At 57.2% G+C, this 24,229-nt stretch carries 23 protein-coding genes; 5 read left to right on the forward strand and 18 right to left on the reverse strand.

The features are described from left to right. Positions 1 to 26 precede the first annotated feature (26 nt). The 13 genes from BLW36_RS01155 to BLW36_RS01215 form a co-directional block, all read right to left on the reverse strand. Positions 27 to 869 (reverse strand): hypothetical protein, encoded by an 843-nt coding sequence (locus BLW36_RS01155; RefSeq protein ID WP_091384189.1) that lies wholly within the window; start codon positions 867 to 869, stop codon positions 27 to 29. 199 nt (positions 870 to 1,068) lie between these two features. Continuing rightward, on the reverse strand, positions 1,069 to 2,841 hold the full coding sequence (locus BLW36_RS01160) for an amidohydrolase (RefSeq protein ID WP_091384191.1): 1,773 nt from the start codon (positions 2,839 to 2,841) through the stop codon (positions 1,069 to 1,071). 41 nt (positions 2,842 to 2,882) lie between these two features. Further along, the gene (locus BLW36_RS01165; protein ID WP_091384194.1) at positions 2,883 to 4,655 is read right to left on the reverse strand and encodes an amidohydrolase; all 1,773 of its coding nucleotides are present in this window, start codon (positions 4,653 to 4,655) and stop codon (positions 2,883 to 2,885) included. A gap of 156 nt (positions 4,656 to 4,811) precedes the next feature. Then, positions 4,812 to 5,996 (reverse strand): serine hydrolase domain-containing protein, encoded by a 1,185-nt coding sequence (locus BLW36_RS01170; protein ID WP_211567112.1) that lies wholly within the window; start codon positions 5,994 to 5,996, stop codon positions 4,812 to 4,814. A gap of 211 nt (positions 5,997 to 6,207) precedes the next feature. Further along, on the reverse strand, positions 6,208 to 7,959 hold the full coding sequence (locus BLW36_RS01175) for an amidohydrolase (RefSeq protein ID WP_170833080.1): 1,752 nt from the start codon (positions 7,957 to 7,959) through the stop codon (positions 6,208 to 6,210). Positions 7,960 to 8,125: 166 nt separating this feature from the next. Continuing rightward, positions 8,126 to 9,571 carry a catalase gene (locus BLW36_RS01180; protein ID WP_091384203.1) on the reverse strand — a complete coding sequence of 482 codons (1,446 nt, stop codon included), beginning with the start codon at positions 9,569 to 9,571 and terminating at the stop codon, positions 8,126 to 8,128. A 226-nt stretch (positions 9,572 to 9,797) separates the two neighbouring features. Further along, on the reverse strand, positions 9,798 to 12,125 hold the full coding sequence (locus BLW36_RS01185) for an amino acid permease (RefSeq protein WP_091384206.1): 2,328 nt from the start codon (positions 12,123 to 12,125) through the stop codon (positions 9,798 to 9,800). Between the two features lie 52 nt (positions 12,126 to 12,177). Then, positions 12,178 to 12,726: an ester cyclase gene (locus BLW36_RS01190; RefSeq protein ID WP_091384208.1), complete on the reverse strand. Its 549-nt coding sequence runs from the start codon at positions 12,724 to 12,726 to the stop codon at positions 12,178 to 12,180. 17 nt (positions 12,727 to 12,743) lie between these two features. Beyond that, the gene (locus tag BLW36_RS01195; RefSeq protein WP_091384211.1) at positions 12,744 to 13,205 is read right to left on the reverse strand and encodes a PaaI family thioesterase; all 462 of its coding nucleotides are present in this window, start codon (positions 13,203 to 13,205) and stop codon (positions 12,744 to 12,746) included. A 149-nt stretch (positions 13,206 to 13,354) separates the two neighbouring features. Then, the gene (locus tag BLW36_RS01200) at positions 13,355 to 14,041 is read right to left on the reverse strand and encodes a DUF6064 family protein (protein ID WP_091384214.1); all 687 of its coding nucleotides are present in this window, start codon (positions 14,039 to 14,041) and stop codon (positions 13,355 to 13,357) included. Further along, a complete protein-coding gene (locus BLW36_RS01205) occupies positions 14,038 to 14,889 on the reverse strand; it encodes an aldo/keto reductase (protein WP_211567113.1) in 852 nt (283 codons plus the stop codon). Before BLW36_RS01205 ends, BLW36_RS01200 begins: the two co-directional genes overlap by 4 nt. Before the next feature lie 77 nt (positions 14,890 to 14,966). Beyond that, positions 14,967 to 15,389 carry a hypothetical protein gene (locus BLW36_RS01210; protein ID WP_091386834.1) on the reverse strand — a complete coding sequence of 141 codons (423 nt, stop codon included), beginning with the start codon at positions 15,387 to 15,389 and terminating at the stop codon, positions 14,967 to 14,969. A 112-nt stretch (positions 15,390 to 15,501) separates the two neighbouring features. Beyond that, entirely contained in the window at positions 15,502 to 15,831 is a 330-nt protein-coding gene (locus BLW36_RS01215; RefSeq protein WP_091384220.1) for a hypothetical protein, read from the reverse strand. 217 nt (positions 15,832 to 16,048) lie between these two features. Between BLW36_RS01215 and BLW36_RS01220 the strand changes: the two genes are divergently transcribed. Beyond that, a complete protein-coding gene (locus BLW36_RS01220; RefSeq protein ID WP_139304782.1) occupies positions 16,049 to 17,131 on the forward strand; it encodes a linear amide C-N hydrolase in 1,083 nt (360 codons plus the stop codon). A gap of 165 nt (positions 17,132 to 17,296) precedes the next feature. Next, positions 17,297 to 18,202: a LysR family transcriptional regulator gene (locus BLW36_RS01225; protein ID WP_091384225.1), complete on the forward strand. Its 906-nt coding sequence runs from the start codon at positions 17,297 to 17,299 to the stop codon at positions 18,200 to 18,202. 82 nt (positions 18,203 to 18,284) lie between these two features. Here BLW36_RS01225 and BLW36_RS01230 read toward each other — a convergent pair whose 3' ends face one another. The 5 genes from BLW36_RS01230 to BLW36_RS01250 form a co-directional block, all read right to left on the reverse strand. Then, positions 18,285 to 18,527: a hypothetical protein gene (locus BLW36_RS01230; RefSeq protein ID WP_139304783.1), complete on the reverse strand. Its 243-nt coding sequence runs from the start codon at positions 18,525 to 18,527 to the stop codon at positions 18,285 to 18,287. A gap of 95 nt (positions 18,528 to 18,622) precedes the next feature. Continuing rightward, positions 18,623 to 19,504, reverse strand: a complete 882-nt coding sequence (locus tag BLW36_RS01235) for a sulfurtransferase (RefSeq protein WP_211567114.1) — start codon at positions 19,502 to 19,504, stop codon at positions 18,623 to 18,625. Positions 19,505 to 19,624: 120 nt separating this feature from the next. Then, positions 19,625 to 20,200 (reverse strand): hypothetical protein, encoded by a 576-nt coding sequence (locus tag BLW36_RS01240; RefSeq protein ID WP_091384234.1) that lies wholly within the window; start codon positions 20,198 to 20,200, stop codon positions 19,625 to 19,627. Positions 20,201 to 20,332: 132 nt separating this feature from the next. Beyond that, positions 20,333 to 20,836: a hypothetical protein gene (locus BLW36_RS17050; RefSeq protein ID WP_139304784.1), complete on the reverse strand. Its 504-nt coding sequence runs from the start codon at positions 20,834 to 20,836 to the stop codon at positions 20,333 to 20,335. 44 nt (positions 20,837 to 20,880) lie between these two features. After that, entirely contained in the window at positions 20,881 to 21,333 is a 453-nt protein-coding gene (locus BLW36_RS01250; RefSeq protein ID WP_091384241.1) for a DMP19 family protein, read from the reverse strand. A 753-nt stretch (positions 21,334 to 22,086) separates the two neighbouring features. On the opposite strand from BLW36_RS01250, the gene BLW36_RS17450 reads away from it, so the two are divergent. The 3 genes from BLW36_RS17450 to BLW36_RS01260 all read left to right on the forward strand — a co-directional run bounded on the left by BLW36_RS17450 (position 22,087) and on the right by BLW36_RS01260 (position 23,913). Further along, on the forward strand, positions 22,087 to 22,320 hold the full coding sequence (locus tag BLW36_RS17450; RefSeq protein ID WP_244506086.1) for a site-specific integrase: 234 nt from the start codon (positions 22,087 to 22,089) through the stop codon (positions 22,318 to 22,320). Further along, positions 22,301 to 23,158 (forward strand): integron integrase, encoded by an 858-nt coding sequence (locus BLW36_RS01255; protein ID WP_244506087.1) that lies wholly within the window; start codon positions 22,301 to 22,303, stop codon positions 23,156 to 23,158. The genes BLW36_RS17450 and BLW36_RS01255 overlap by 20 nt, the downstream gene beginning before the upstream one ends. Positions 23,159 to 23,337: 179 nt before the next feature. Then, positions 23,338 to 23,913, forward strand: a complete 576-nt coding sequence (locus BLW36_RS01260) for a GIY-YIG nuclease family protein (RefSeq protein ID WP_091384244.1) — start codon at positions 23,338 to 23,340, stop codon at positions 23,911 to 23,913. Positions 23,914 to 24,229: the final 316 nt, after the last annotated feature.

The raw sequence follows: 24,229 nt of genomic DNA on the forward strand, positions 1-24,229 counted from the left end.
CGGTGCCGCCCCTTCCCAGGGCTGTATCACGGCCAGATGAAACTCAGGCCAATCTTCAGCTGCCGATCGGCACCGCCTTTCGGCGCATCGACCACTTTGTAGCCGCCCAGGCTGAAATCAATCATATGGCCGCTTTTCAGGATAAAGGTCTTTCCGACGGTAAGGCCGAGCGGAGTCTGCCAGGCGCTGCTGCTACTGGGGGCCGACCAGTCATAGCTAACTGCATTCATGTAGCCGATATAGGAGCCACCAAACAAGTCGGTGTTATAAATAATGATGGGCCTGATGGTGGTGAGATTGAAGTCGTCCTGACCCCAGTGATGCCCAAGGATACCGCCGTAAGAGAGGTTTCCGGCAGAACCGAACACCACACCGGCGAAACCGCCGCCCCAGCCCGGCCCGCCAACGACACTGTCTGTACGCGTGCGCAGCGAGATCTGCGGGCCGATGCCGAACTTGATGCTGCTGTCCGTTTTGGGAACGAAGAACCCCTGCACAATGGAGTCACTCAGGCCCCAGGTGCGCCCGGTCCCGCCGACGGGATCCGGGCCGAGTATTGGCAGGCCTGCGCCCTTGGGCGCGCCGATGTAGGGAATGACACCGCGGAGAACAAAATTGAAGCTGCGGTCCGTTTCAATGGAGTAGACCGGTTGCAGGGAAATACCGTAGGCCGTCTCGTCATCGGAGGTGCCGTAGGAGATGGTATTGTCCGACATCAGCGCCTTCACGTCGGCGAGCGGATCCTGTGCTTTCTTCAGTGCTTCCGCCTCGTCGACGGCCGGCTGTGCCTGCGCGAGACTGGCAAATAGCGTGAAGAGTAATAGAGCAAAGAGAGTGCCGAAGCGGCGGGTGCGGGGGTGATATCTCATGGCTTGTACATCTCCTTCGTTCCTAGCCAAATATCCTTGCGTGCCGTCTCCTATGCCCGCCGAGCACCCGAGCAAAGAATCCGCAGGGGCTCTCAATAACGTCACGTCATCAAGTCGTGTCGCTGGTATTGACGAGCCCCCCGAGGTGCTAGGGTGGACGGGCAACGCGGCCGATTGGACACATGATGCCGCGAGCGTCTCAAAGTCCGTTGCGGTATCGGACTACGCCATCCATCATCGTGAAGACTACCTTCGCTTTGTAGATGTCATGCGGGTCTATCTCGAACAGGTTCTGGTCGAGCACGATCAGGTCGGCCTTCTTGCCCACCTCGATCGAGCCGATCTTGTCCTCTACGCCGATGCCGTAGGCAGAGCCATAGGTATTCGCGCGGATCGCCTCGGCCACCGTCAGCCGCATATCCTCGCCGCCCAATATCGGCATATCGGGCTTGCCCAGCATCTGGCGCGTCACTGCCTGGGTGATCGCGTTAAGCGGCTTGTAGTCGGCGACATAGGCTGCCGCGGGGAAATCCGAACCCAGCGAGACATTGCCCCCGGCCTCGAGTATTGGCTTGAGGGGGAAGAGTCGCTTCATCCGTTCCGGGCCGATCCGCTCGGGGGTGATGTTGCCGGTGTAGGGGTCGAGCGCTATCCACTGGCCGCTGGTGTCGTAGGTGGCGTTCAGCTCCTTGAAGCGCGGATAGTCGTCCGGATGCACCAGAATGGCGTGCGAGGCGACCGGTCGCCGGTCCCATTCGGGGTTTTTCTCCTTCGCCAGTTCAACGGCATCGAGGAACTTGCGCACCGCTAGGTCGCCGAAGCAGTGACAGATAAGGTGCAATTGCTCCTTGTCGGCGCGCACGGCCGCATCATTGATTACGTCGAACGGCAAGATCGGCTTGGGGTCGGCGTCGGGCTTGTCGCTATAGCCGCCGACAAGAAGAGCACTGTACTTGTCGTCGTCACCATCCATATTGATTTTCAGGGCGTTGAACTGCACCAGCCCGGACTGGTTCTCGTCGCGCCACTTCTTGGCAATCGGCACGGGATCGATAGTGGCATCGTTCCAGTAGTAACTGCCGTAGAACCGCGTCGTCAGCGTGCCTTCCTGTTCTAGCTCTTTCATGAGCCTGACGGCATCATCATTACTGAGAAAGCCGAGACCATAATCATGATAAGCGGTGATACCGGCCTTGGAATATTCGGGATACCATTGGGCCACCCCTTCCTTGACGTAATCGTAATCAATATCCTGTAGGGCATTGAGTACCTGGAGCACGGCCGGAACTTCGACGATATAGCCGGTAGGATTGCCCTCGTCGTCACGGACAAAATAGGCCACATCGGGCACGGGATCCTCTGTGTCCTTGGTGATGCCAGCCATCTCCAGGGCCTTGGAGTTGGCCCAGGCGGAGTGGCCATCGACCTGCCACAGAAACACCGGCCGGTCGGACTCAATTTTGTCCAGCATGGCCGCAGTGGGCTGCTTACCTCCATAGAGATTGGGACGCACTCCCCAGCCGTGGATCTGCTCCAAGTCCGGATTGGCTTCCGCATATTCTTTCAGCTTGCCCAGCAGCTCTTCCATGCTCTCGGATTGCAGGTTGACTCCGCGCAACATGACGCCGGGGGTGATGGAATGGAAATGGCCCTCGACAAAACCGGGCAGCATCAGCTTGCCGCCGAGATCGATCTCCTTGGTATTCTCTCCGATCATTGCCTCCGCGCCGGCGTCGTCGCCGACGTAGACGATCTCGTCACCGCGCACGGCGACGGCCTCCGCCCAGGAGTTCTCCTCATCGACGGTGTAGACCTTGCCGTTGGTGAAGACGAAGTCGGCAGCTTCAGCTGCGGAAGCGGCAGCGGTCGGCTGCGTGTCCGCCGGCGCGGTGGATTCAGGCTTTTCGGAACACCCGGCCAGCGCGAAGGCCAGCACAGTGAGTATGGAGCCTAAGGTCCTAGTCAGATCCATGACTTGTCTCCTGAGTGTGAAACTGCAATATCAATCTAAGGTCAGAGGCCGTCGCGGTACCGGACTACGCCATCCATCATGGTGAAGACCACCTTCGCCTTGTAGATGTCATGCGGGTCTATCTCGAACAGGTTTTGGTCGAGCACGATCAGGTCGGCCTTCTTGCCCACCTCGATCGAGCCGATCTTGTCCTCCACGCCGATGCCGTAGGCAGCGCCATAGGTATTCGCGCGGATCGCTTCGGCCACCGTCAGACGCGCGTCTTCGCCACCCAATATCGGCATGTCCGGCTTGCCGAGCATCTGGCGGGTCACCGCCACCGTGATGGCGTTGAGCGGTTTATAGTCTGCAACATAAGATGCTGCGGGGAAATCCGAGCCGAGCGAAACATTGGCGCCGGCCTCGAGCATCGCCTTGATCGGGAAGAGCTGCTTCATCCGCGCCTCGCCCAGTCGTACAGGGCTGACATTGGCTGTGTAGGGATCGAACGCGAACCACTGTCCGGTCGTATCGTAGGTCGCGTTCAACTCCTTGAAGCGCGGCCGGTCGTCCGGATGCACGAGCTGCGCGTGCGAGGCGACCGGCCGCCGGTCCCATTCGGGATTGGACTTCTTCGCTAGCTCGACCGCATCGAGGAACTTGCGCACGGCAAGATCGCCGAAGCAGTGACAGATGAGGTGCAGTTGCTCCTTGTCGGCGCGCACGGCCGCATCGTTGATCACGTCGAACGGAATGATCGGCTCGGGCTTGGCGTCGGGCTTGTCGGCGTAGCCGTCGACATAGAGGCCGCTGTACTTGTCGTCGTCGCCGTCCATGTTGATCTTGAGCGCACTGACCTGCACCAGGCCCTCCTGGTTCTCGTCGCGCATCTTCTTGGCAATCGGCACCGGGTCGATGCTGGCATCATTCCAGTAATAACTGCCGTATATCCGCGTCCCCAGCGTGCCGTCTTTTTCGAAATCCTTGAGGATACCGATGGCCATGTCCTGGTCGACGCCGGCCCAGCCGAAATCGTGCACGGCGGTGATACCGGCCTTCGAATATTCCGGGAACCACTTGGCCATACCTCCGCGGATATAGTCCTCATCGACCGTGACAAACTTGTTCAGGATTTCGACCTGCGCCGGGACCTCGATGATATAGCCGGTGGGATTGCCCTCGTTGTCGCGGACAAAATAGGACACCCCGGGCACGGTGTCCGGCGTGTCCTTGTTGAGTCCCGCCATTTCCATGGCCTTGGAATTGACCCAGGCAGAATGGCCATCGACCTGCCACAGATAGACCGGTCTATCGGGGACAACGGCGTCGAGCATCGCCGCATTCGGCTCGCCCGGACCATAAATGTTGGGGCGCACACCCCAGCCGTTGATAAACTTGAGATCGGGATGCTCGTCGGCATATTTTTTGAGCTTGGCGAGCAGCTCGTCCATCGAATCGGTCTGCAAGTCGGGGCCGTGCAGGATGATACCCTGCGTCGTCGTGTGGAAATGACCTTCGACAAAGCCGGGCAGCATCAGCCTGCCGCCGAGATCGATCTTCTCGGTGCCGTCTCCGACCATTGCCTCCGCGCCGGCGTTGTCGCCGACGTAGACGATTTTGTCACCGCGAACGGCCACAGCCTCCGCCCAGGAGTTGTCGCTATCGACGGTGTAGACCTTGCCGTTGGTAAAAACAAAATCGGCGACTTCCGCGGCGGGTGATGCGGCCCCGGGCTCTGCGGTGGTTGGGGCGCGGGATTCCGGTTTTTCGGAACAGCCGGCCAGAACAAAGGCCAATACGGCCGCCAGACTGACCAGGGTCTTTTGCAGGAACATGATTACCTCATAAACCGTTAACGGATTATTTACGTTAAGTTCCGAGACCGTTGCTGTGTCGGAACTTGCCGCATACGACCGCTAGCAGGACTCTCGTTTTGTGAGTGTCATGCGGCCCAATGTCGAAAAGATTTTTCCGCGCAGTTTTAATAAGCTCTACTTGTTCGCCAGGTATTTCACGATGCCGTAAAAGCCTTCCAGGTTGTAGCCATCCAGATAGGTGTCCTTGGATACTGGCATGGAGCTGACCTTGACGATGGCGATATCATGATTCCTGTCGATGTAGATCCACTGCCCGTGAACCCCGATGGCCATGAACGCTTCCATGCCCGGCGTATGCTTGACCCACCACTGGCCGCGGTAGCTCCATTCGCCCTTCTTGTGGACAATATCATCGGAATCGGGGCCCGCATCGAATGCCTCGATGCTGCCGCCCTTGGCAATCGTATCGACAACCGATTTTGGCACTACCTGCTTGCCGTTGAACTTGCCGTTGTTCAGCATCATCATCGCGAATCGGGCCAGGTTGTACGGCGTGGCGTTCAGACCGCCCCCCGCAACCAGCGTGGCGTTGTTGTCGAGCAGCACGTAGGTCTCGCCCTCGGTGCCGATCTTCGACCATACCTCGTCGTAGAGCGCCTCTTGGAATGATGCGTTGTTCACGCGGTTGGTGACCCAGTTGACCACGTCGGTCTTGGGCGTCTGGTAGTGAAAGATTTCGCCGTGCTTGTGGTCTTTATCGATTTTGAGGGTCATCAGGTAGTCGTATAGGCTGTCAGGGTATTCGACATCCTCCAATTTCGGCACCCAACCCAGTACAGCTGCGTAGGTCATGATGCCCGACCTGGGATCGTCGTAGACCTCGCTAAAGTCCATGGAGTTGGTCATGTCGAGGACCTGGCCGAAGGTGGCGTTGGCGAAAGCCCCGTCCTTCACGTTGAGCTCGGGGACGTACTTCGTAACCGGATCGGACTCCTTCAATTTACCATTTGCAACAGCCATCAACCCCAGCAAGCCACCAAAGGATTTGGTTGCGGACATCATCTGATGCGGCGTATTCGGGGTCATGCCGTTGAGGAATTTTTCGTAGACGATCTTGTCGCCGTGGATCACGACAATGGCGTCGGTCCAGGTCTCCTTCAGGAACTCGGCCAGGCTCTTCGTCTTGCCGGTACCCGGCTCCTTGATTTTTACTTCCTTGGCGAAATTGGGGTCGATATCCTTGCGGAGCGGTACCGGCACATCGGCGGCAGGCACATTGGCGGTAGGATAGAACATCCGCATATGCTGGTAGGCCCAGCGGTTATACGGCGGGGTTTGTAACGCGTTGGCTTTAGTCACCCGTTTATCGGGCGGTGGTGGGAAACCTTCCATCAGCCCCAGTTCTTTTGCCGTGGCGTATTTGTCTTCCGCGTGGGCTAAAGGGTTTACAGCAGCGATGGCCGCTAATATCGAGAGGCTAAAATAAATGGTTTTCCGGAAAAAAACTAAATTGCCCATCGCGTATCTTCTCCATTACTAGCTATTGATTGACGAGCAGGTCCACTGCTTGCTAATCGCTGCTGCCCTTCTTGTAGGTGAATTTTCCGTCCATCATCGTCATCTCTACGCCGATGTCCGCGAGCTTGTCCGGGTCGACTTCGAGGGGGTTGCCATCGAGTACCACTATGTCGGCGTATTTGCCCACTTCCAGGCTGCCGATCTTGTCCTCCATGCGCAGTTGCCAGGCGGCGTCGACGGTCATGGCCCGCAGTGCCTGCTCCACGGTCATCGGTTTGACATTGGGCGGGAAGGGCTTGGCATCCGGATTGGACGGATCTTTCATCGTCACGGCGCCCTCGATGACGAACAGCGGTGCCTGCATGCTTGACGGCGTGCTGGGCACATCGGCGGACAGGCTGACCGGTACACCGGCGCGTGCGAACTCTGGGTAGCGGCCGAAATATGACATAGTGCGCTTCTTGCCCATCACGCGCAGCGCGTCCTTGTCGGTATCGCTCCAGTCATTGGTGAAGTTCGGCGTTGCATTGACCGGGATCTTGTTGTCGATGACCCGTTGCTGATCCTCCGGTGTCAGCCAGGTGGCGTGGTGCAGCGCGCTGCGATTGTCGGGATCTACCTTGCGCGCCGCCAGAATCGCATCGATGCCCGCATGGGACGTGCCGGTGCTGTCGGTGTGAATGACAGAGTCGAAGCCTGACTTGGCGCCCGCCACCATGATCTCCTTGATCTTCTCTGGCGGAATACCGTAAGTGCCCTTTTTACCGGATTCGTAGGGCTCGAGCATCGGGCTGAGTTCGACATTCCAGTTGGCTTCGGGGTGAATTTTTACCTGTCGTACAAACAGTTTGTCGCCGTTGTACTGCTTTCTCATTTCGCCCATAAATTCCATCAACTGCCCGGTGTCCGCCTTGGGATTCTTGACGAAAGGCAGTACGAAAGTGCGCATTTTCAGTGTCCCGGCCTGTTCGCGCTTTTTCAGCAGGGCCATCGCCGTCTTCATGTCATCCTGCATCTTGCCGTTGGTGTCCTTCATGTTGGGCGTGACAATGCCGGGGTTCAGGTAGGTGGTGGTGCCATTCTTCGCGGCGAGGGGGTGCAGAGTGTCGATTGTCTCATTGAGGATTTTGTCGGCATCCCAGGCGCCGATGGCGACATAGGCCTCCATCCACTGGCCCTCTACGCCAGTGCCGGTCGGTGTGCCATTATCGTCCCGCACCCAGTAGATCACCCCCGGCTGGTCGTCGGGCGAATCATTGGTAACACCGGCTATTTCCATCGCCTTGGAATTCAGCCAGGCATCGTGTGCGGTGAAATCGAGGATGAGTGCCGGTCGGTCCGGCACCGCCTCGTCGAGGTCCTTCGCGGTAGGGCGGCCGCCATAGGTACCGGTGCTCCAGCCAATGCCGACGATACGCTCCAGATCCGGGTTCTCTTCGGCATATTTCTTGACCTTGGCGATATAGTCCGCCTTGCTCTTGCCGTCGAACAGGTGCACCCCTTTGCTGGTCCACCCGGAGCCGATCAGGTGGTCGTGCGTGCTGATGAAACCGGGCATGACCACGTCGCCGGTCGTGTCGATCACCTTGGTTTTGTCACCGATAAAGGGCTTGGCCCCCTTGGCATCGCCCACATAGACGATCTTGTTGCCCTTGACGGCGACGGCCTCGGCCCAGGGCTGTTTTTTATCGAGGGTGTAGACCTTGCCGCCACTGAAAACGTAGTCCGCAGTCTGGGCGGCGAATAGTGCCGGTGAGACGCAGAGCACGGTCAGGCATAGTGCGAAAGTGAATAAGACATGCAAAGTCGGCTTTAAAAATGTCGGCCGACTGGTCAGGAGATCGCGACGGATCATGGGGCTGAATCCTCAAAAAAGAAACCTCCCAACAGTCTAGACACTCGGAAAAATGTGTCACAACAAGCCGTCCGCCTGATACGACGCGCTTAGTGGGCGGCTGTGCTGGGGTCGATCAACCGCCTGTGACGCCTTTCTCGATACGGTCGCCAATATCCCTGTCGACATTGCGCCAGTACTCGAAGGCGCGTTGCAAAATTTCGTCGGACACGCCCGCCTTCAGGTGGCCGACGACATTGGCTACCAGCCGCTGGCGCGCGGCGTCGTCCATGACCTCGCGCACCAGCGTGCCCGGCTGCACGAAGTCGTCGTCTTCCTTGTGCGGCGTATAGGCCGCGTGCATAAACTCGCCGCTGGCCTCCCATTTTTCCGTGTAGGCGTGATTGGCCGCGGGGCCACCCTTGGAATTCGGCGCGTAGACCGGGTCGGACACATTGTCCACGCGCAGGGCGCCGTCCTTGCTGTAGCTGTGCACCGGGCACTTGGGCTTGTTGACCGGAATCTGCTTGTAGTTGACGCCCATGCGCGCCCGGTGGGCATCCGCATAGGAGAAAACGCGTGCCAGCAGCATCTTGTCCGGGCTGAAGCCGATGCCGGGCACAATATTGTTGGGTTCGAAGGCCGCCTGTTCGATTTCGGTGTGGAAGTCGGTCGGGTTGCGGTTCAGTGTTAGGCGGCCGACCTCGTGCAACGGGTAGTCGCCGTGCGGCCACACCTTGGTCAGGTCAAACGGATTGAAGCGGTAATCCTGCGCCTCTGCGAACGGCATTATCTGTACATTCAGGGTCCAGCTGGGGTGGTCGCCGCTGGCAATGGCATTGAACAGGTCGCGGCGGTGCGCATCGGCATCCTCGCCGGCGAGCCGGTCCGCCTCTTCCTGGGTCAGGCACTCGATGCCCTGGTCCGTCTTGAAGTGGTATTTGACCCAGAAGCGTTCACCTTTCCCGTTCACCCACATATAGGTGTGGCTGGAGTAGCCGTTCATATGGCGGTAGCTCTTCGGGATGCCGCGATCGCCCATCAGCCAGGTTACCTGGTGGGCGGACTCCGGTGACAGGGTCCAGAAATCCCACTGCATATCGTGATCGCGCAGGCCGGAATCCGCGCGCCGTTTCTGCGAGCGGATAAAGTGCTGGAACTTCATCGGATCGCGGACAAAGAACACCGGCGTGTTGTTGCCCACCATGTCGTAGTTGCCTTCGCTGGTGTAGAACTTGAGGGCAAAGCCGCGCGGATCGCGCCAGGTGTCGGGGCTGCCTTTTTCGCCGGCGACGGTGGAGAAGCGGATCAGCGTATCGGTCTTGGTGCCCGGCTGGAACACCGCCGCCTTCGTATAAGCACTCACGTCCTTGGTGACCTCGAAGTGGCCGAAGGCGCCGGAGCCTTTGGCGTGCGGCTGGCGCTCGGGAATATGCTCGCGGTTGAAATTGGCCATCTGCTCGATCAGGTAGTGGTCCTGCAGCAGGATGGGGCCGTCGGCGCCGACCGTCAGGGAATACTCGTCGCTTGCTACCGGAATACCGGCGTCATTCGTGGTGCGGTTTTTGTCATCTTTAGCCACGGCACTACATCCTCCATCTCAGGTTTTATTCAGTTCGCCCGTATGGGGCGGGCGCAAGATAGGGGAAACGATAGTGCAGTAACGGCGTTCATGAAGGGAATTACACGCTAGGCGCGCGAAGTTTTTCACTGGGTGATGCAACTGCTGGATCCGGTCTCGTGCAACGCATCAGAGTGAGCATTGCTGGCCGCCTGCGCCTCGGCGTCCATCGCGGATTATTACGGCACTAGGCCAGTGCACTCTCGTCGCCACTGTCCTGGGTGAAAAGGCACGTCGAACCGGTGGCGTCACGCAGGCTCCAGAGAAAGTCTGCATCCAGTTCCGTCGGCAGAGGAAATACATTCAGATCCGCCTTGGGCGCGTTGCTGGCAAAACGGCCGAAATCGCCATCGGCGACATGTGCCGCCGTATCCGCCGGCAGCCGGGCAAGATCGACCAGGCGGGCGAGAAACCGCTTCGCTTTCCCTTTGTCAGTTTCCTGTTGGACCGCAGCAATAACTGTCAGCTGCGCATCTTTCCAACTGTCCATCATCCGGTAGGCCAGCAGAATAGCCAGGTCGAGTTCTCTGAAATCCATTTTCATGGTCCAGTCGGGCCCCTGATCGGGGATCCACAGGTTGATGCGTTTGCGCCGCCCGAGACCGGCGGTATCGTGGCGCACGAGTAACGCCACGCCCATGCGCTGGTGCCCGGCGTCCCGGATCAACTGTTGCAGGGATTCGTGTGTCTCCTTCTCTTTGGGAAGCTGCAGAAACAGCAGGTTGGGGCGGAAAAACGAACCGGCCAGCGCCTGCATGCCGGTGCGCACACCATCGGGGAAGTGATCGTTTTCGAGCACCGTCGAGGAAGTGAAGATGCCCTCCCTTGTAAATGCGTGTTGTGCATCGACCAGGTCCGTCTCGAGCTCTTCGACACGATCGGCCGGAGCAATGCCGAGTAACTTGATGGACCCCATCGGGTAGGCCAGCTCCCCGACAAATTCGAAGGCGCCGCGCAAACGGTTGGGATCGGCGACGGGCATCAGGATGTTTGGCTTCCAGGCCCGCTCGGCGCCGCCCTGTGATTGTATGACCTGCTTGGCGGCCCACTCTGCCAGGGCGGTAAACAGGCCGCTGCGCACGTCGCCGGTGGGGGCGGTTAACCGCCGTTTGATCAGGCTGAAGTAGATTGCCACCACGACGCCGATTGCCACCAGACTGACGGTTGGATTGATGATAAACATCGCCAACAGACAGCCGACCAATCCGAACAGCGGCACGATCCGCGGCACTCGCATCAATGGCCGAAAGCTGATCAGCCGCAGGCTTTCCTCTGTCACCACGACAAGATTGATCGTGGCGTAGGTGAGCAGGAATATCATCGCGACCATCGGCGCAATAGCATTCAACTCGCGCAGCATTACCGCGGCCAGCACGATCAGCGCGGTGATGAATGTCGCATTGCGTGGTTCCCCTCTTTTCGTTCGCCGGGCAATCCATGCCGAGGCGGGCACGATGCTATGACCGCCCAGCGCTTCGAGAATGCGCGGGGCCCCGACAAATGACGCCAGCGCAGAGGAGAAAGTCGCGGCCAGCAGGCCTCCGAGTACCGCCGGACCCCAGTAGGCACGGTCGATCATGATGGTGTAGTTTTTGGTCAACTCATCCACCGTCGCCACCCGCATCAACCAATAAGCCAGTGCCAGGTAGACAACCAGGCTCAGGCCGACCGCCGCCAGGGTACCGATCGGGATTGATTTGCGCGGATTCTTCAGATCGCTCGACATGTTGGCGCCGGCCATGATGCCGGTAGAGGCGGGAAAGAACACCGCAAACACAATCCAGAAGGTCGCGCCTGAAAATCCGTTTTCCGGGCTGCCGGGAAACTCGCCCCACCATACGATCGGGTTGTCCAGTGGCTCTCGGAGCCCGGCCATGCCGATCGAAACGAGAGACCCGATGATGATCGCCAGGATCACATATTGAACCTTGAAGGCCAGCCCGGTACTGATCTGGGTGATGGCAAAGATGACGGCGAAAATAATCAGGTCGATTGCCAGCGACGGCAGCTCGGGCAGCCCCCATGCCTCCACCGCCCACAGGTAGCCCTCGCGGAAGCCGAAGATGTACATCACCACGGCGAGAGCCTGCGAGACGTACAGCGGCACGCCGATGGCGCCGCCGGCTTCCAGTCCCAGCGATTGTGAAATCATCGAGAAGGCGCCGCCCGGGCCGACGCGGATATTGGTCACGAACGAAGCCATCGAGAGCGCCGTGGCGGCGGTGATTGCAAACGACAACAGGATGATGAGTATCCCGCCGCCCAGCCCGGCATTGCCGATGACCCAGCCCTCGCGCAGAAACATGATCACACCGAGGATCGTCAGCAGTGTCGGCGTGAACACCCCGGCAAAGGTGCCGAACTTCTTCGACTGCTCCGCCTCGTGTGTCTCTACCTGTTGCTGGACATCCTTTGGCGCTTCGCCTTCGGCACCGCCCGCGCTCTCCAGCGGCTCAACCCTCTGGTCCTCGGGGCCGGGTTCGCCGGTCGGTGCCTGATCCTGGTCGTCATTCATCGGCAGGTTTCATAGGTCGCGTAATTGATTGACACATCGGTTGTGCCAACAACTATAGATGCCGGAGCTCGATTAACCGGTTGGATGGGTGACTGGTGTGATCGACGACCTTATGGGACGCCTCAACGCCGCAGACCGGCAATGTTTCCACGTCGATCAGGCCAATTTGCGCCAGCACCGAGGCCTGGTCCCAGTAGATACGCTCGCCGGCAATTTTCCCATCCTCGAATTGCACCACGACAACAACCGCCACTTCGACACGTCTGTTTGTAGGTGCCACGCCGGGAAGAATCCAGGGCATTTCGATTGAGTGGGTGAACTTGTGAATCAGCTCGTCTACCAAACGGTCTTCGCCCACCGTGCGGGCAATGGGGGTTATCTCGGTATCGGGCGGATGGCCTGTCAGGAAATGCTTACTGTAGAAATCGCGGACACCGTCAGCGCCGGCACCGCCAGTCATTACCGGCACGTGATTGACGAAAGGATGCTCGACCATGGTCTCCATGGTCGCATCGATGCTCTTCATCTCGAACTCGGCAGCCATGTGCCGCTCCCACATGTCGACTATCGCCTGCTGCCTGGAAGTAAGTGGATTGTTCATAATTTACGTGGCGTGGCTTACTTAACTTCGGACCCTTGGTAGCGCAAATCGACGGCCATGTAGGTAGCGAGGGCGGTTGCACAGAATGCCTGCGAGTCGTCTCCCGCTACGGCAAAGACGTCACTTCGGCATACGGTCAGTGTACGGCCGCACCTGAGCACAGTGGCGGTTGCAATGAGTTTCGCGCCCTGAGCCGGCAACAACAGATTTAGCTTGAACTCAACAGTTACGTTGGTGCGGTCGGCCGGTAGAAGGGAGAAGGCGGCGTATCCACCACTAACATCCGCCAGACTTGCAATGACACCGCCATGGAAGAAACCGTGTTGCTGCGCCAGTGCGTCGGTGAAGCCAATCTCCAGCTCACAATGTCCCGGCGTGAGCTTAGACATCTCGGCGCCCAACGTATGCATAAACCCCTGACCTAGGAAACTCTCCCGCGTTCGTTGCTCAAATCCGGGATCGCGCGGCGTAAAAATCATACGTCTACTCTCTGCCCAACTTTTTAGTGGGTAAGGTGACTTTTTATGATAGCTATACTCGGTGCGCCCACCCCATTTCACCCAGTCGCAAACCGGCCTGCTTAAGTTTAAGGCTGTGGCATTCCCCTTTCATCGTGGGTAGACGTTCGTCACATTTTGCCGTGTCGATCCCGACCTGTCGCGCTCTTCCAAACCATACCGGCCAAGCCTAGCGCCAACCCAGCAAACAGTGCATCCGCCCAGGGGGCGCCCAGCGCGGTCAGGGTCAAGCCGGCGAGAATTAACCACAGGAAAGGGACAATGGCGGCGAGCCACATCGCCGTGCCCCTGAGCGTAATCAGGATCAGGCCTAGTGTGGCGATGGCTGTGGGGGCAGGGTGGATACCGAAGGTTTCTGCCTGGAACCAGGAGTAGCCCATCAGCGGCGCGATCAACGGGTAACCGATCAGGCCGCAGGCCGCGATCAGTATCCCGGCGATTGACGGCAGACGCCGCAAGTGTGGCGACTTCCCAATACCGCAGCGGGTGATGGCGATTAGGGCCAGCACGCCGCCCTCGGCGATAAAGGCCCAGCCCGCATAGCGCCCGGCCCAGTTGAGTTCGGCGTAACGCTGCAGGAAGTAGGCGACACCGACGAACACCCACAGCGGGGCTATCAGCAGCAACGTGATACGTTCACGCCCGGTCAGCGCGCACAGCAGGGCCGAACAGCCCAGTGCGAGGGTAAGCAGGTGAAACGGCCAGAAGGTATCACTCGTGCGCTCCAGCAGGCGGAAGTAGACGTCCGCGGTGAACGGGATGAAGTCCTGCAGTTCGTAGCTGGACCAGTCACTCACAGCGACTCGATATATTTGATCATCCGCTGCCGCGTTTCGGGGGAGGGCAGGGGGGCGCGGCCGGCGCGCATATTCTCGTTCAGGTGATCGACGCGAGTAGTGGCGGGAATTGCGCAGTTCACCGCCGGGTGGCTAACGATGAATTTCAGCAGGAAGTCCGCCCAAGTGCGGCAGCCGAACTCCTTCACCGCCCACTCCGGTACCTGTTCCCGGCGCTTCAGCCCCTTGATCAGGCTGCCGCCGTCGTAGGGCCGGTTGGCAATCACCGCGATACCTCTCTCCTTTGCCAGCGGCAGCAGCCGCCTCTCGACTTCGCGGTGGGTAATGTTGTAGGTCATCTGCGCAAAGTCGATATCCTCGGACGCCATGATCTGCTCCAGCTCCGCGTGGCGGCGCCCGTGCGAGGTAGTGACGCCGACATAGTCGATCGTGCCGGCGGCCTTCATTTCCCGCAGCGCCGGCAGGTATTCGCGCCAGTCGGTCAGGTTGTGTACCTGCATCAGGTCGAAGTGCTTCACGCCCCAGCGCTCCGCCAGCCGCGCGACCTGTTCGCGGGCGGAACCGCCCGCCGGGCTCCAGACCTTCTCGGCAGAAAACAGCGAGGCGGGAATGCCGAGGCGCTTGAGGGCGTAGCCGATGACATCGGGCGCGGAGCCGTACATCGGCGACGAATCGATCAGGCCGCCGCCATTGTCGAAGAAGGCCCGAACCACTTCGCTGCGCGCGTGCAGCAGTTCGGGGTCGTTACCTACGTTGAACGTGCGCCAGGTGCCCAGGCCGATCACCGGCAGCGCTTTGCCGCTGCTGGGAATGGGTTTGGTCAGCAGCCCGCCGGCTTCAGCCGACATCAAATCTGCTGGCAATAGGGCGGCAGTGATACCGGCGCTTATCAGTTTCAGGCTTTGTCTGCGGGTGAGGCGGCGTGTCATGCGATTTTGGCTTGCAGTGATCCGGGGCGCGTCAGCGCCGTGACAAGCAGCAGTATAAAACAGGCCAACACGAACACTTTGTTGACAAACCAGTTGCTGCGCCAGATCGACCACTCCGGATCCGCCAGGAACCGGGCAAACAGCGTGCAGATAATGATGATCTCCACTGCAGACACCGCGACAGCCAGGCGGTAGGTATATCCGGGGCGCGCCAGCAGCGCCCAGCCGACCCAGACATGGATGACGGGCCAGGCATCCCAGTAGACATGACTCGACCACGGCTCACCATTGGCCAGCGCAAAGCCGATCGGGAGCAGGTACTTGATGAACAGCGTCCACGCCGCGAGGATAAAGAGGAAGTGCGCGAGAAAGGTGATCCAGGTATTCGCGGGTTGTCGATCCGGCCGTGAACGGACCATGGTGGGCTCCTGAAAGTGCTTTCTCACCAAAGGTATCGCCTTGAAGCGTATTTTTCTACCGCGGCGGCTGGACTCGTCTGCAATCGAAGATCGAAAGGGGATTTAGCGGCCTTCAACCCGGCACCCTGGGGATTTCAGTGCGTCGATCCGTATCGGCAGAGAAACTGGTGACCTGCACGGTGATCATATATTCCCGCTCTGTATCGAGTGATGAAAAATCGGGGGCGCTAGATGGATCCACTCTTACATCAATTGCGTTTAATTTCTCGCAAAGCAGATTGAGTTTTCCGGGGAATATTTCTGCCCTGACAATCAGGGCCTTGTTGCCCAGAAAATGCATATCATCGATCCCGCCACAAATATTGCTCGCGATGTCTTTTACCTGACCGAACACCGCCGTAATTGCTTGTTCGGTTGTTGCCTGTAGCTGAATGATATTCATGCGCTTTCTGACTAGGTGCTCCCATGAGTTTATACAAAGGTGATAGACCCCGAGTCCCACCGGCTCTGTAGCCTGGCATTCCAACGGCAGCCACTGGCAATGCTTGGAGCCCCTTGCCGAGCAACCTCAAAGCATTGCTTTAAGGTAACTAAAATCCTCAAATCTCCGGTTCCGCATAATGGCCTCATCGCTAATACCTGTCGAATGAGGTTTCATCATGAAAAAGTCACTGTTAGCACTGTCTCTGTCAGCCATGACCACCGTTGCCGCGGTCCATAGCGCCAGCGCCTGCACCACCTGGACAGCGGATACCGCCCAGGGTGTCACCGTGACCCGTAGCGTGGACTGGTTCACGCCCCTGGGTGGTGTGGCCGAAGTGACCATTCGCGGCACGCAGCTGAGCACCGGTGAGGTAAAAGGCTACGCCAACCCGGCGCAGTGGACTGCAAAGTATCAGACTCTGAATATTAAAGAGTACGAGTCCTTCCACGGTGCCACTGTCACTGCCATCAACGCCGACAAGGGCCTGAGCGTCAACGGCCAGTATCAAATGGACTCGCTGGAACTGCTGGCCCAACACAAAGACTCCGGTGCCCCCGCCGTGGCGCTGGCTGACCTCAGCACCTATATCGCCAGTAACTTCGCCACCGCTGGTGAAGTGAAACAGGCGCTGGAAAACAATGAATTCCAGATTGCCTGGGCCGCCGGCTTGGCGGGAGGGCAACACGGTGTGCACTTCTCCGTGCAGGACAAGCACGACAACAAGCTCGTGATCCAGCTGCAGGCTGATGGCGAGACAGTGCTGTTCTACAACGACGACGACCTGCGCTCCTTTACGAACGCGCCCCTGTTGCAGGAGCACCGCAAGTATGTGGCCGATCTTGACTTCAGCGACAACAAGACCCTGACCGAAATGAGCGCCCACATCTCTTCCCGTGAGCGCAATGCCAGACTGCTATTTATGTCCAGCAAGGTGGACCTGAAAGACCCCAAGCTGAGCTACGAGCAGGTCGAAGGCAAGGTGCTGGGTATCTTTGACCGCGCGGTACTGGTTCCCCAGGATCTGATCGATCCGGACAACGGTGACACCTACGCCACCTGGGTGAGCTATGTGTATAACTTCGACCAGGCTAGCTTCCGCTTCCGCAACCACGAGATTTACCGGGACGTGAACCTGAGCCTGGAGGATGTGAAAAACTTCAAGGCGCCCATGTGTTCCGACCTGGTACAAGAAACCCGGGACCGCAATGCAGAGGCCAGCTGGCAAGCCTGCGACGCCTTCTACCAGGCGCGCAACTGATTACCCCGCCCGAACAGAGAGCCCATGAGTTTCATGGGCTCTTTCTCTTGCAGAGATCTCTAAATTTTTTTCCCTCCGTGTTTTCATCGCATGATTCCCGCGGGCAAGCCTTTTCGCGTCATCCGCTAAACTAGCGGGAGAGTGCTACCCAAAGGTCCACGGGCCATGATCATCACCACCGAGCGCCTGCTCTACCTTTGGACCATCGCCGAAACCGGCTCCTTTTCCGCAGCCGGGCGCAAACTGGGCCTCAGTGGCGCAGCGGTGCAGCAGGCTATTCAGGCCTTTGAGCACGATCTGGAAGCGCAACTTTTTGAACGCCACAGCGGCAAGAAGCCCACGCTGACCCTGCTGGGACGGCAAATCTATTTTCAGGCACTGGATATCATTCCCCGCCTGGAGGGCATAGAGAATCACGTCCGCGCCGTGCGTGAAGGGGTCGAGCCCCAGCTGCGCATTGCCCTGCATGGCATGACCCTGTTTCCGCGCTTTCAGCAAGCCCTGGTGGCCATGCAGCGGCGTTTTCCCACCGTCGAGCTGGTGCTGCTCGACAGCGAAAGCGCGGCCCTGAGCTGCGACAAGGTACGCCTTGCCAGTCAGCCCGGCGTACAGCCCGCCGATATCACCCTGTCGTTGGGGCGCCTCCGTAGCGATCACAGTGGCCACGAGCGGATTGTTGATCGCATCCTGTGGAGCGTTGTCGTCGCCGCCGAGCACCCCCTGGCAAAGATTCGCGGCGATATCGCCGTTCAGGATCTACAGGGGTACCCGCAGCTGTTCCCCCTGCCGGGTCTGAGCATCACCCCCGAGCTCAGCGAGGGGTTACGTTGCAGCAGCAAGTTGATTTACTACAAGGCCTTTTATCAGCTGCGGGTGATGTTGCTGGCGGGCTTGGGCTTTGGCTTTTACCCCCGCCAATTGGCGGAGCCCCTGATAGAGCAGGGGCAGCTCAAAGCCCTACATCTGGAAGTGGACGACGGCAAGCTCAACTGGCCCATCGAACTGTGCTGGATTGACGGCCTGGGCAAAGCCGGCCAGTGGTTTGTGGACCACCTGTGTGGGGACAGCTAGCGTCGGTTAACGCGCGTTCCGGGTCCGGCGAGCGTAGCGAGATCCAGTCCCGAAGGTGCGATAACCGCCGATGGTCGGGGATTCAATTCCCCCCAAACAGCCCGCCCATAGCAGACGACACAAGAATAAGTACAACAATCGGAGTAAACCCCATAACCAATCCAGACTGAACCAGAATACTGCTAGCTGGTTTTTTGGCGATTTTACCGTAGACACATATCGCGATTCCGGCAACAAGGAAGAATAGCAATGCAGGCCATGCTGTAACCGAAAGTAGGGCTACAAGCAAAAAAATAATAACTAGAAGAAAAATCCGTTTGTACATTCTTAGATCCTTAACGCCGCGCGCAGGGGAGGCAAGGGAGCGCAGCGGAATTGGCGCCCAGTGAAGCGCCTTGTTGGGCGACTTACTTGTGAGCGTCATTCTCCGAGTTCAAGGGGTAAGCTGCGATCTGCCGACCACTCGATGAGCCCCCCGTCGTAAACGGCGACGTTCTGATGCCCCAGCAAGTGGAGGATAAACGCATCGCTCGAAGAGGCAATGCCACCGCCACAGTAGGTAATAACGCGCTCGGCCTCCAACATTGGGCGAAACAGCTTGCGCAACTCTTCTGCCGGGCGATAGCGCATCGTCTCCCGGTCGAGGATTTCCCATGCCGTCACGTTTTTTGCGCCTGGAATATGCCCTCGTGCCCCATATTCCTTACGCTCACCACGATGCTGGCGGCGGCCCAGCGCATTCACGATGCACGTTGTCGAGTCGTCAATTGCGGTCAGCACCTCCTCTTTGCCGACGATGAGCTCCGGTCGGACATGCGGGGTGAACGTGGTAGCCGGGTACGCGCAAGGTTTCGAGGAGATCGGACGGTCTTCAAGCCGCCAGGCCGTCCACCCACCGTTAAGGACCGCCGCGTTGTCGAACCCGAACGTGCGGAGCATCCACCACAATCGCGCTGCCCACATGTTCTCCCGCCCATCGTAAAGCACGACACGTGTGCCGTTCCCGATGCCAAGCCGGCCCATGTGGTCGGCGAACCGTTCCGCGGTTGGCATCGTAAACGTGTAGGAAGGCCGTTGGGGATCCGATATTTTCAGGAGGTCTGCAAATGTTGCGCCTGGGATGTGGCTCCGCTTAAACCCACGCCTACCGCTCCTGATGCGCGGGAATGGCCAGAGCTTTACTTGCACCGTTGCATCCACGATGCGTAGGTCAGGGTCGTCCAGGTGTTTCTCCAGCCACTCTGGTTCGACGAGCGGGTTGAGAGAGCCCGTGTCGGGGACATGCATATTGAGCTCACTCATGGCAATCTCCCTGTGGTTCCGCGTCAGTGTCTAAACGCCGACTAACGCCGCGCTCAGGTGCGGCTGAAGCGTAGCGTAAGCCGTCCCAGCCGCGCTTTTCCCAGCGCCTACAACTGTTTGTTAGCTTTGACCACATTTTGCTATCTTAGCCAAAGAGTCTTCCCAAGCAGCATCCGCATCGAAACTTTCTACTAGACCATCTCTTGTGCTTTGGCCCGTAAAGGCGCCCATACCATGTTGAATCATATAAGTCGGCTTATATGCAGGAGCGCCTAAGCTGGAAAGCTTTTTACAAAGCTCAGCATTGTTTGACGAAATATTTGTTATTTCTGATTGAAACTTTTCCATAGATTCTTGTGGTTGAAAGCTAAAAGTATTCATACGTAGAACGCTGATTGCCTGATGCGCTGTTTTATCGGAAACTCGCTTAGTATCAAAATAGCCAAAAGCCATGCCAGCAAAATACAGTTCCGCCGCATTCTGATAGTTATTTTGTGATAAGCAGGTATTTAGGCCAGTAAAAATATCTACCGGGTTTTGCTCATTTGAAAGTCTGCTAATTTCTACACAGCCAGATGGCTTAGGTGATTCTAGATTACCTTGTGTCTGGTAACTGGAGACGCTACTAGTCGGTGTTGAACTACAGGCTGACAGAAATAAAGCAGACAAAGTAGTAAATATGATAAATTTGCCCATTTTTTATGATTCTCCTATAAAAAATAACGCCGTGCTCAGGGGCGGCCTATTTTGTGTGCTTTATGCGCGACAATGGAGCGAAGCGACTGCGCATAAAGGGCGCAAAGTAAGCCGTCTCTCTGCGGCACATTGTTATGCATCTGGCTCCCACTCGACTTCGCTAAGGTCGAATCCTGCCACTCCAACTCGTGCTGGCTTTCCTGGTATAACCATGATTGTTACAGGATCATAACCCCATTCATATTCTTTTTTCCCGTTTACTTCACGCTCGGCTCGCTTTCTATTTCCGGACGTAAGGCGGATTACAATATAATCCTCGAAAAAATCATACATTGGTTTTGCGGGTTGATCTGGATTACGATGCATCCCATGCTGAAGGGACAAATCACTAAGGTTTATATCTTTCAGCTTTTCAAGCTCACTTTTTGGAAAAAATATTTGTTTTCCGCCAATTACGATATTTACCCTACGCGCGTTATCTGTTTCTTCATCAAGCTCAATTTCTAATAAGAAATCAATATGCGGCTCAGGAAGAACCCCAACAAGTTTGACATAGTGCTGATGTATAGGCATGTCTTCGAATGCAAATACCTGAAAGCTAAAGATCATCAAGCAAAATATAGATGGTATCTTCATAGTTCTCTCGATACATAACGCCCGCAGCAAACTGCCTGCGTTTGTTAGCCTTGATTCGCGTAATTATTTGCCGCCACCTCAAATCCACCACTTTCTTCCTCTAGTTCCTCCGCTATAGCGACTTCATAAACATCCATTGGATTTTCTTCATCTCCGTATTTGTCGAAGAAATCTTCTAACAATTGGTCACGGGTATCTCTATCTCTTGGATACTCGTTACCAAATAATTCCATTGCCCCTAGAAGGCTTGAGGCACAATTTGGCATACCAATAGCCTTGAATCCTTCGACTGCTTCAGGTGCAAGAACGCCGGTGCTATTACTAAAGAACTGCCCCAATCCACCATTCATTATTTCTGATTGAGCCCAGTGTGTCGCGTAAAGGTGTCTTTGCTTTTCAGTAGCCTTTCTAAACTCTTGGAGAAAGACCTCGCCGCCATCATAGATACTTACGGTATGCCATATTGGCTCTACAAATCTCCAGTATGATTCACTCATCGGACTTCCTAAGAGGCTAACGCCCACAGCAGGGGCGGCCGAAGCGTAGCGCAGGCCGTCCCGCAGAGGTCCCGCTAGGGGCCGGCGCAAACTGCCTGTGATTGTTAAGTGTTTGTTCCACCGTGCTCTTTGTTCCAGCAGTAGCTTACGAATAGGTAGTACCCACCAAATAGAGCGTATAGCCACATGAAGGTGAAACCTATATGGGAAGCCGCATTATTGCCAAATCTTGTATAGAGCAGGAACGCCAAGATTAAAGCAAAAAATGTTGTGTTCAGAAGAACCGTACCTACAAAACGAGCAACACCAAATCTGTGACCCGACTTCGGGCACAGAAAAGCAAATGGAAACCACGCAAATTTCTTTGAGTGGAATATATTCATTATTCTAATTATTTCATTCATAGCTCAATCTTCATTCCGAAGACACTTAACATTTGTATCGTGGTCGTCAGGACCGATAACCCGCTGACGCATATTTCAAAACAGATTTTCCGCCAGAATGACGCCAACCCCTTGATTCGTCAAGCTTTCCGCATGGTTACACGTCCTAAGCCCGCTGGGTAAAACGGCCTCCGCGACCACTATCCCAGGTGCATGCTCCTCACGGCAAGCGATTGATATTAAATCGGTTTTCGGTGTATCGAGACGCTGCTGTGAAAATCACGGTCGTGACGACTGCAATGTCAGGGAGATATTGGTCATTGCTCGGTTATTCTGTATAAATAACCAGTCTTTTGGCGAGGGAGCGCTTATGGAAGATATACTCGTACCAATTCCGGCGCGGCCGGTTCGTTTTATGGACAGGCTTCGTGCTTTTATGCGTGGGTGGCAGCTTGCGTATCGGACAGAAAAGACGTATTGCGGCTGGATTCGGGACTACATTCAGTTTCACAAGATGCGCAGGCCCGAGGAGATGGGCAGGGCCGAGGTGGATGAATGGTTGGGGCACTTGGCTTCGCAGCGCAATGTATGCATCAACACGTAAAAAAACTGCCCTGAACGCCGTCGTATTCTTGTATCGCCAGTTCTTGAATATTGGGCTCGGTAACCTGGACTTCGACAGGACCAGTAAGGGGCGGCGACTTCCTGTTGTGTTCACTCACGAGGAAGCCATGTCGGTAATAGCCAACATGCGCGGCCACCACAAGCTCCTCGCATCCCTCATGTATGGCGCTGGATTGCGGGTGATGGAGGCGGTACGGCTGCGGGTGCAGGATGTGGATTTTGGCCATAGGTGCATTTTTGTGCGTGAGGCAAAAGGGGATAAGTGGCGGCGCACGCTGCTGCCCAAGTCACTTGTGGCGCCGTTGCAGGCGCAGATCGACTTGGCACTGGCAGTTCACCAGCGTGATCTGGAAGAAGGTTTCGGAGAGGTGTATCTGCCCTATGCATTGGCTAAAAAGTATCCGGGAGCCGCGTGCAGTCCCGGCTGGCAATATGTGTTCCCGGCGCCAGAGCGTTCTACGGATCCGCGTGCCGAGGTGATTCGCCGGCATCATTTGCGCGAACAGCAGGTGCGCCGTGCGGTGGCGAAGGCGCTGGCGGAAGCGGGTATCCGCAAGAAGGCGAGTTGCCATACGTTTCGTCATTCGTTTGCAACCAACTTGCTGGCCGGGGGGACTGACGTTCGCAATATCCAGGAGTTGCTCGATCACAACGATGTGGGTACTACCATGATCTACACCCATGTGATTGGTGTACATAAGCGGGGGGTGTTGTCAGCCCGATGGATTGAGCTATCAGACATACAAAGCCTGCTCGGTTTGGCGGAGAGGGGGCGTTGCTGCTCGGCGCTGCTCGCCAGGTTGTCTATGGCAGTTTAAATGTTGATCAGGATATTCACTCGATGCCGCCGATTTGGCCTGCTCAATTCTATTTCTATTCGCCCAAGTCAAGACTGCACTTTTATTTTTATCTCATTAGAATGCGCGCCCTTTTAGCCTGTCAGAGAGTTCAGAACAGGTGGTCCAGTGTTGATCTCCAATTAGTTGTTTAAGGTTCTATGATCGTATTTACCCTTGTAAATGAGGCGACAGACGATGTCTGGGTTGGCACCGCGCGCGAAGGCGTGTCGCCGGAAGCCAGATTCAAGCAATTCCAGGACGCGCTTGAGCTCGGTATTGACCATCCGTTTTATAAGGAGCTAAAGACATTTGGCCCGGGCGCCTTCTCGGTAAATCTGTTCGCAGCCGCTGAAGATCCGGCAGAGTTGAAGATGCTCGTGGAGGAGGCGCTAGAGGCACATGACGGTAAAAGTCTCGCGGGTATCAAAACCGTTCGGCCTGGCACTACCAAGGCGGCCCTGGCTACCAAGCCAAAGTCCAGGTCCGGAACCGCAGCGGCCAAGAAGGCCTCTACACGGGGAGGTTCGCGTGTTGCCACCAAGCCGGCCAAAGAGAAGCTCTCGAGCGGTCGCACCGGTAGCGCCGCCAAAGAGCGCAAGATCAAGGAGGCCATAGAGGCCGAAAAGGCGGCCATCGCCGCTGCCAAGGCAAAGCGGGCGGCGGAAGAGGCCGCAGAAATAAAGGCGATTCTGGCGGGCTTGGATGCCCGCGGCTCAACCCTGAGAAAGCGTTGATGTCATATACCGGCGGCCGTAGTCATCGCTCAATATGGGCGGCGCGGCGCGGCGCGGCGCGGCGCAGCGGGGAGAGACTGGCTGCCTGTCCCGCCCGGCGGCCACGCTGATAGCAATGGATCCTCAAAATATCGAGCTATTTCAGGGCGGGACATTTGAATAAAAAGTAGCCCCGCTGGGGGGCGGAGCTATCCGCATGGGGGAGAACCGCCCTTAGTGCTGCTCGAGTATGTTGCTGGCACGGAAATGGCCGATGTTGGTCATGCGGGCGTCGAGGAGAAACTCGTCCGGGCAAGGGACTTTCGCTTGAAGCTGT

It is taken from the genome of Microbulbifer marinus, from assembly GCF_900107725.1.
Classification (GTDB): domain Bacteria; phylum Pseudomonadota; class Gammaproteobacteria; order Pseudomonadales; family Cellvibrionaceae; genus Microbulbifer; species Microbulbifer marinus.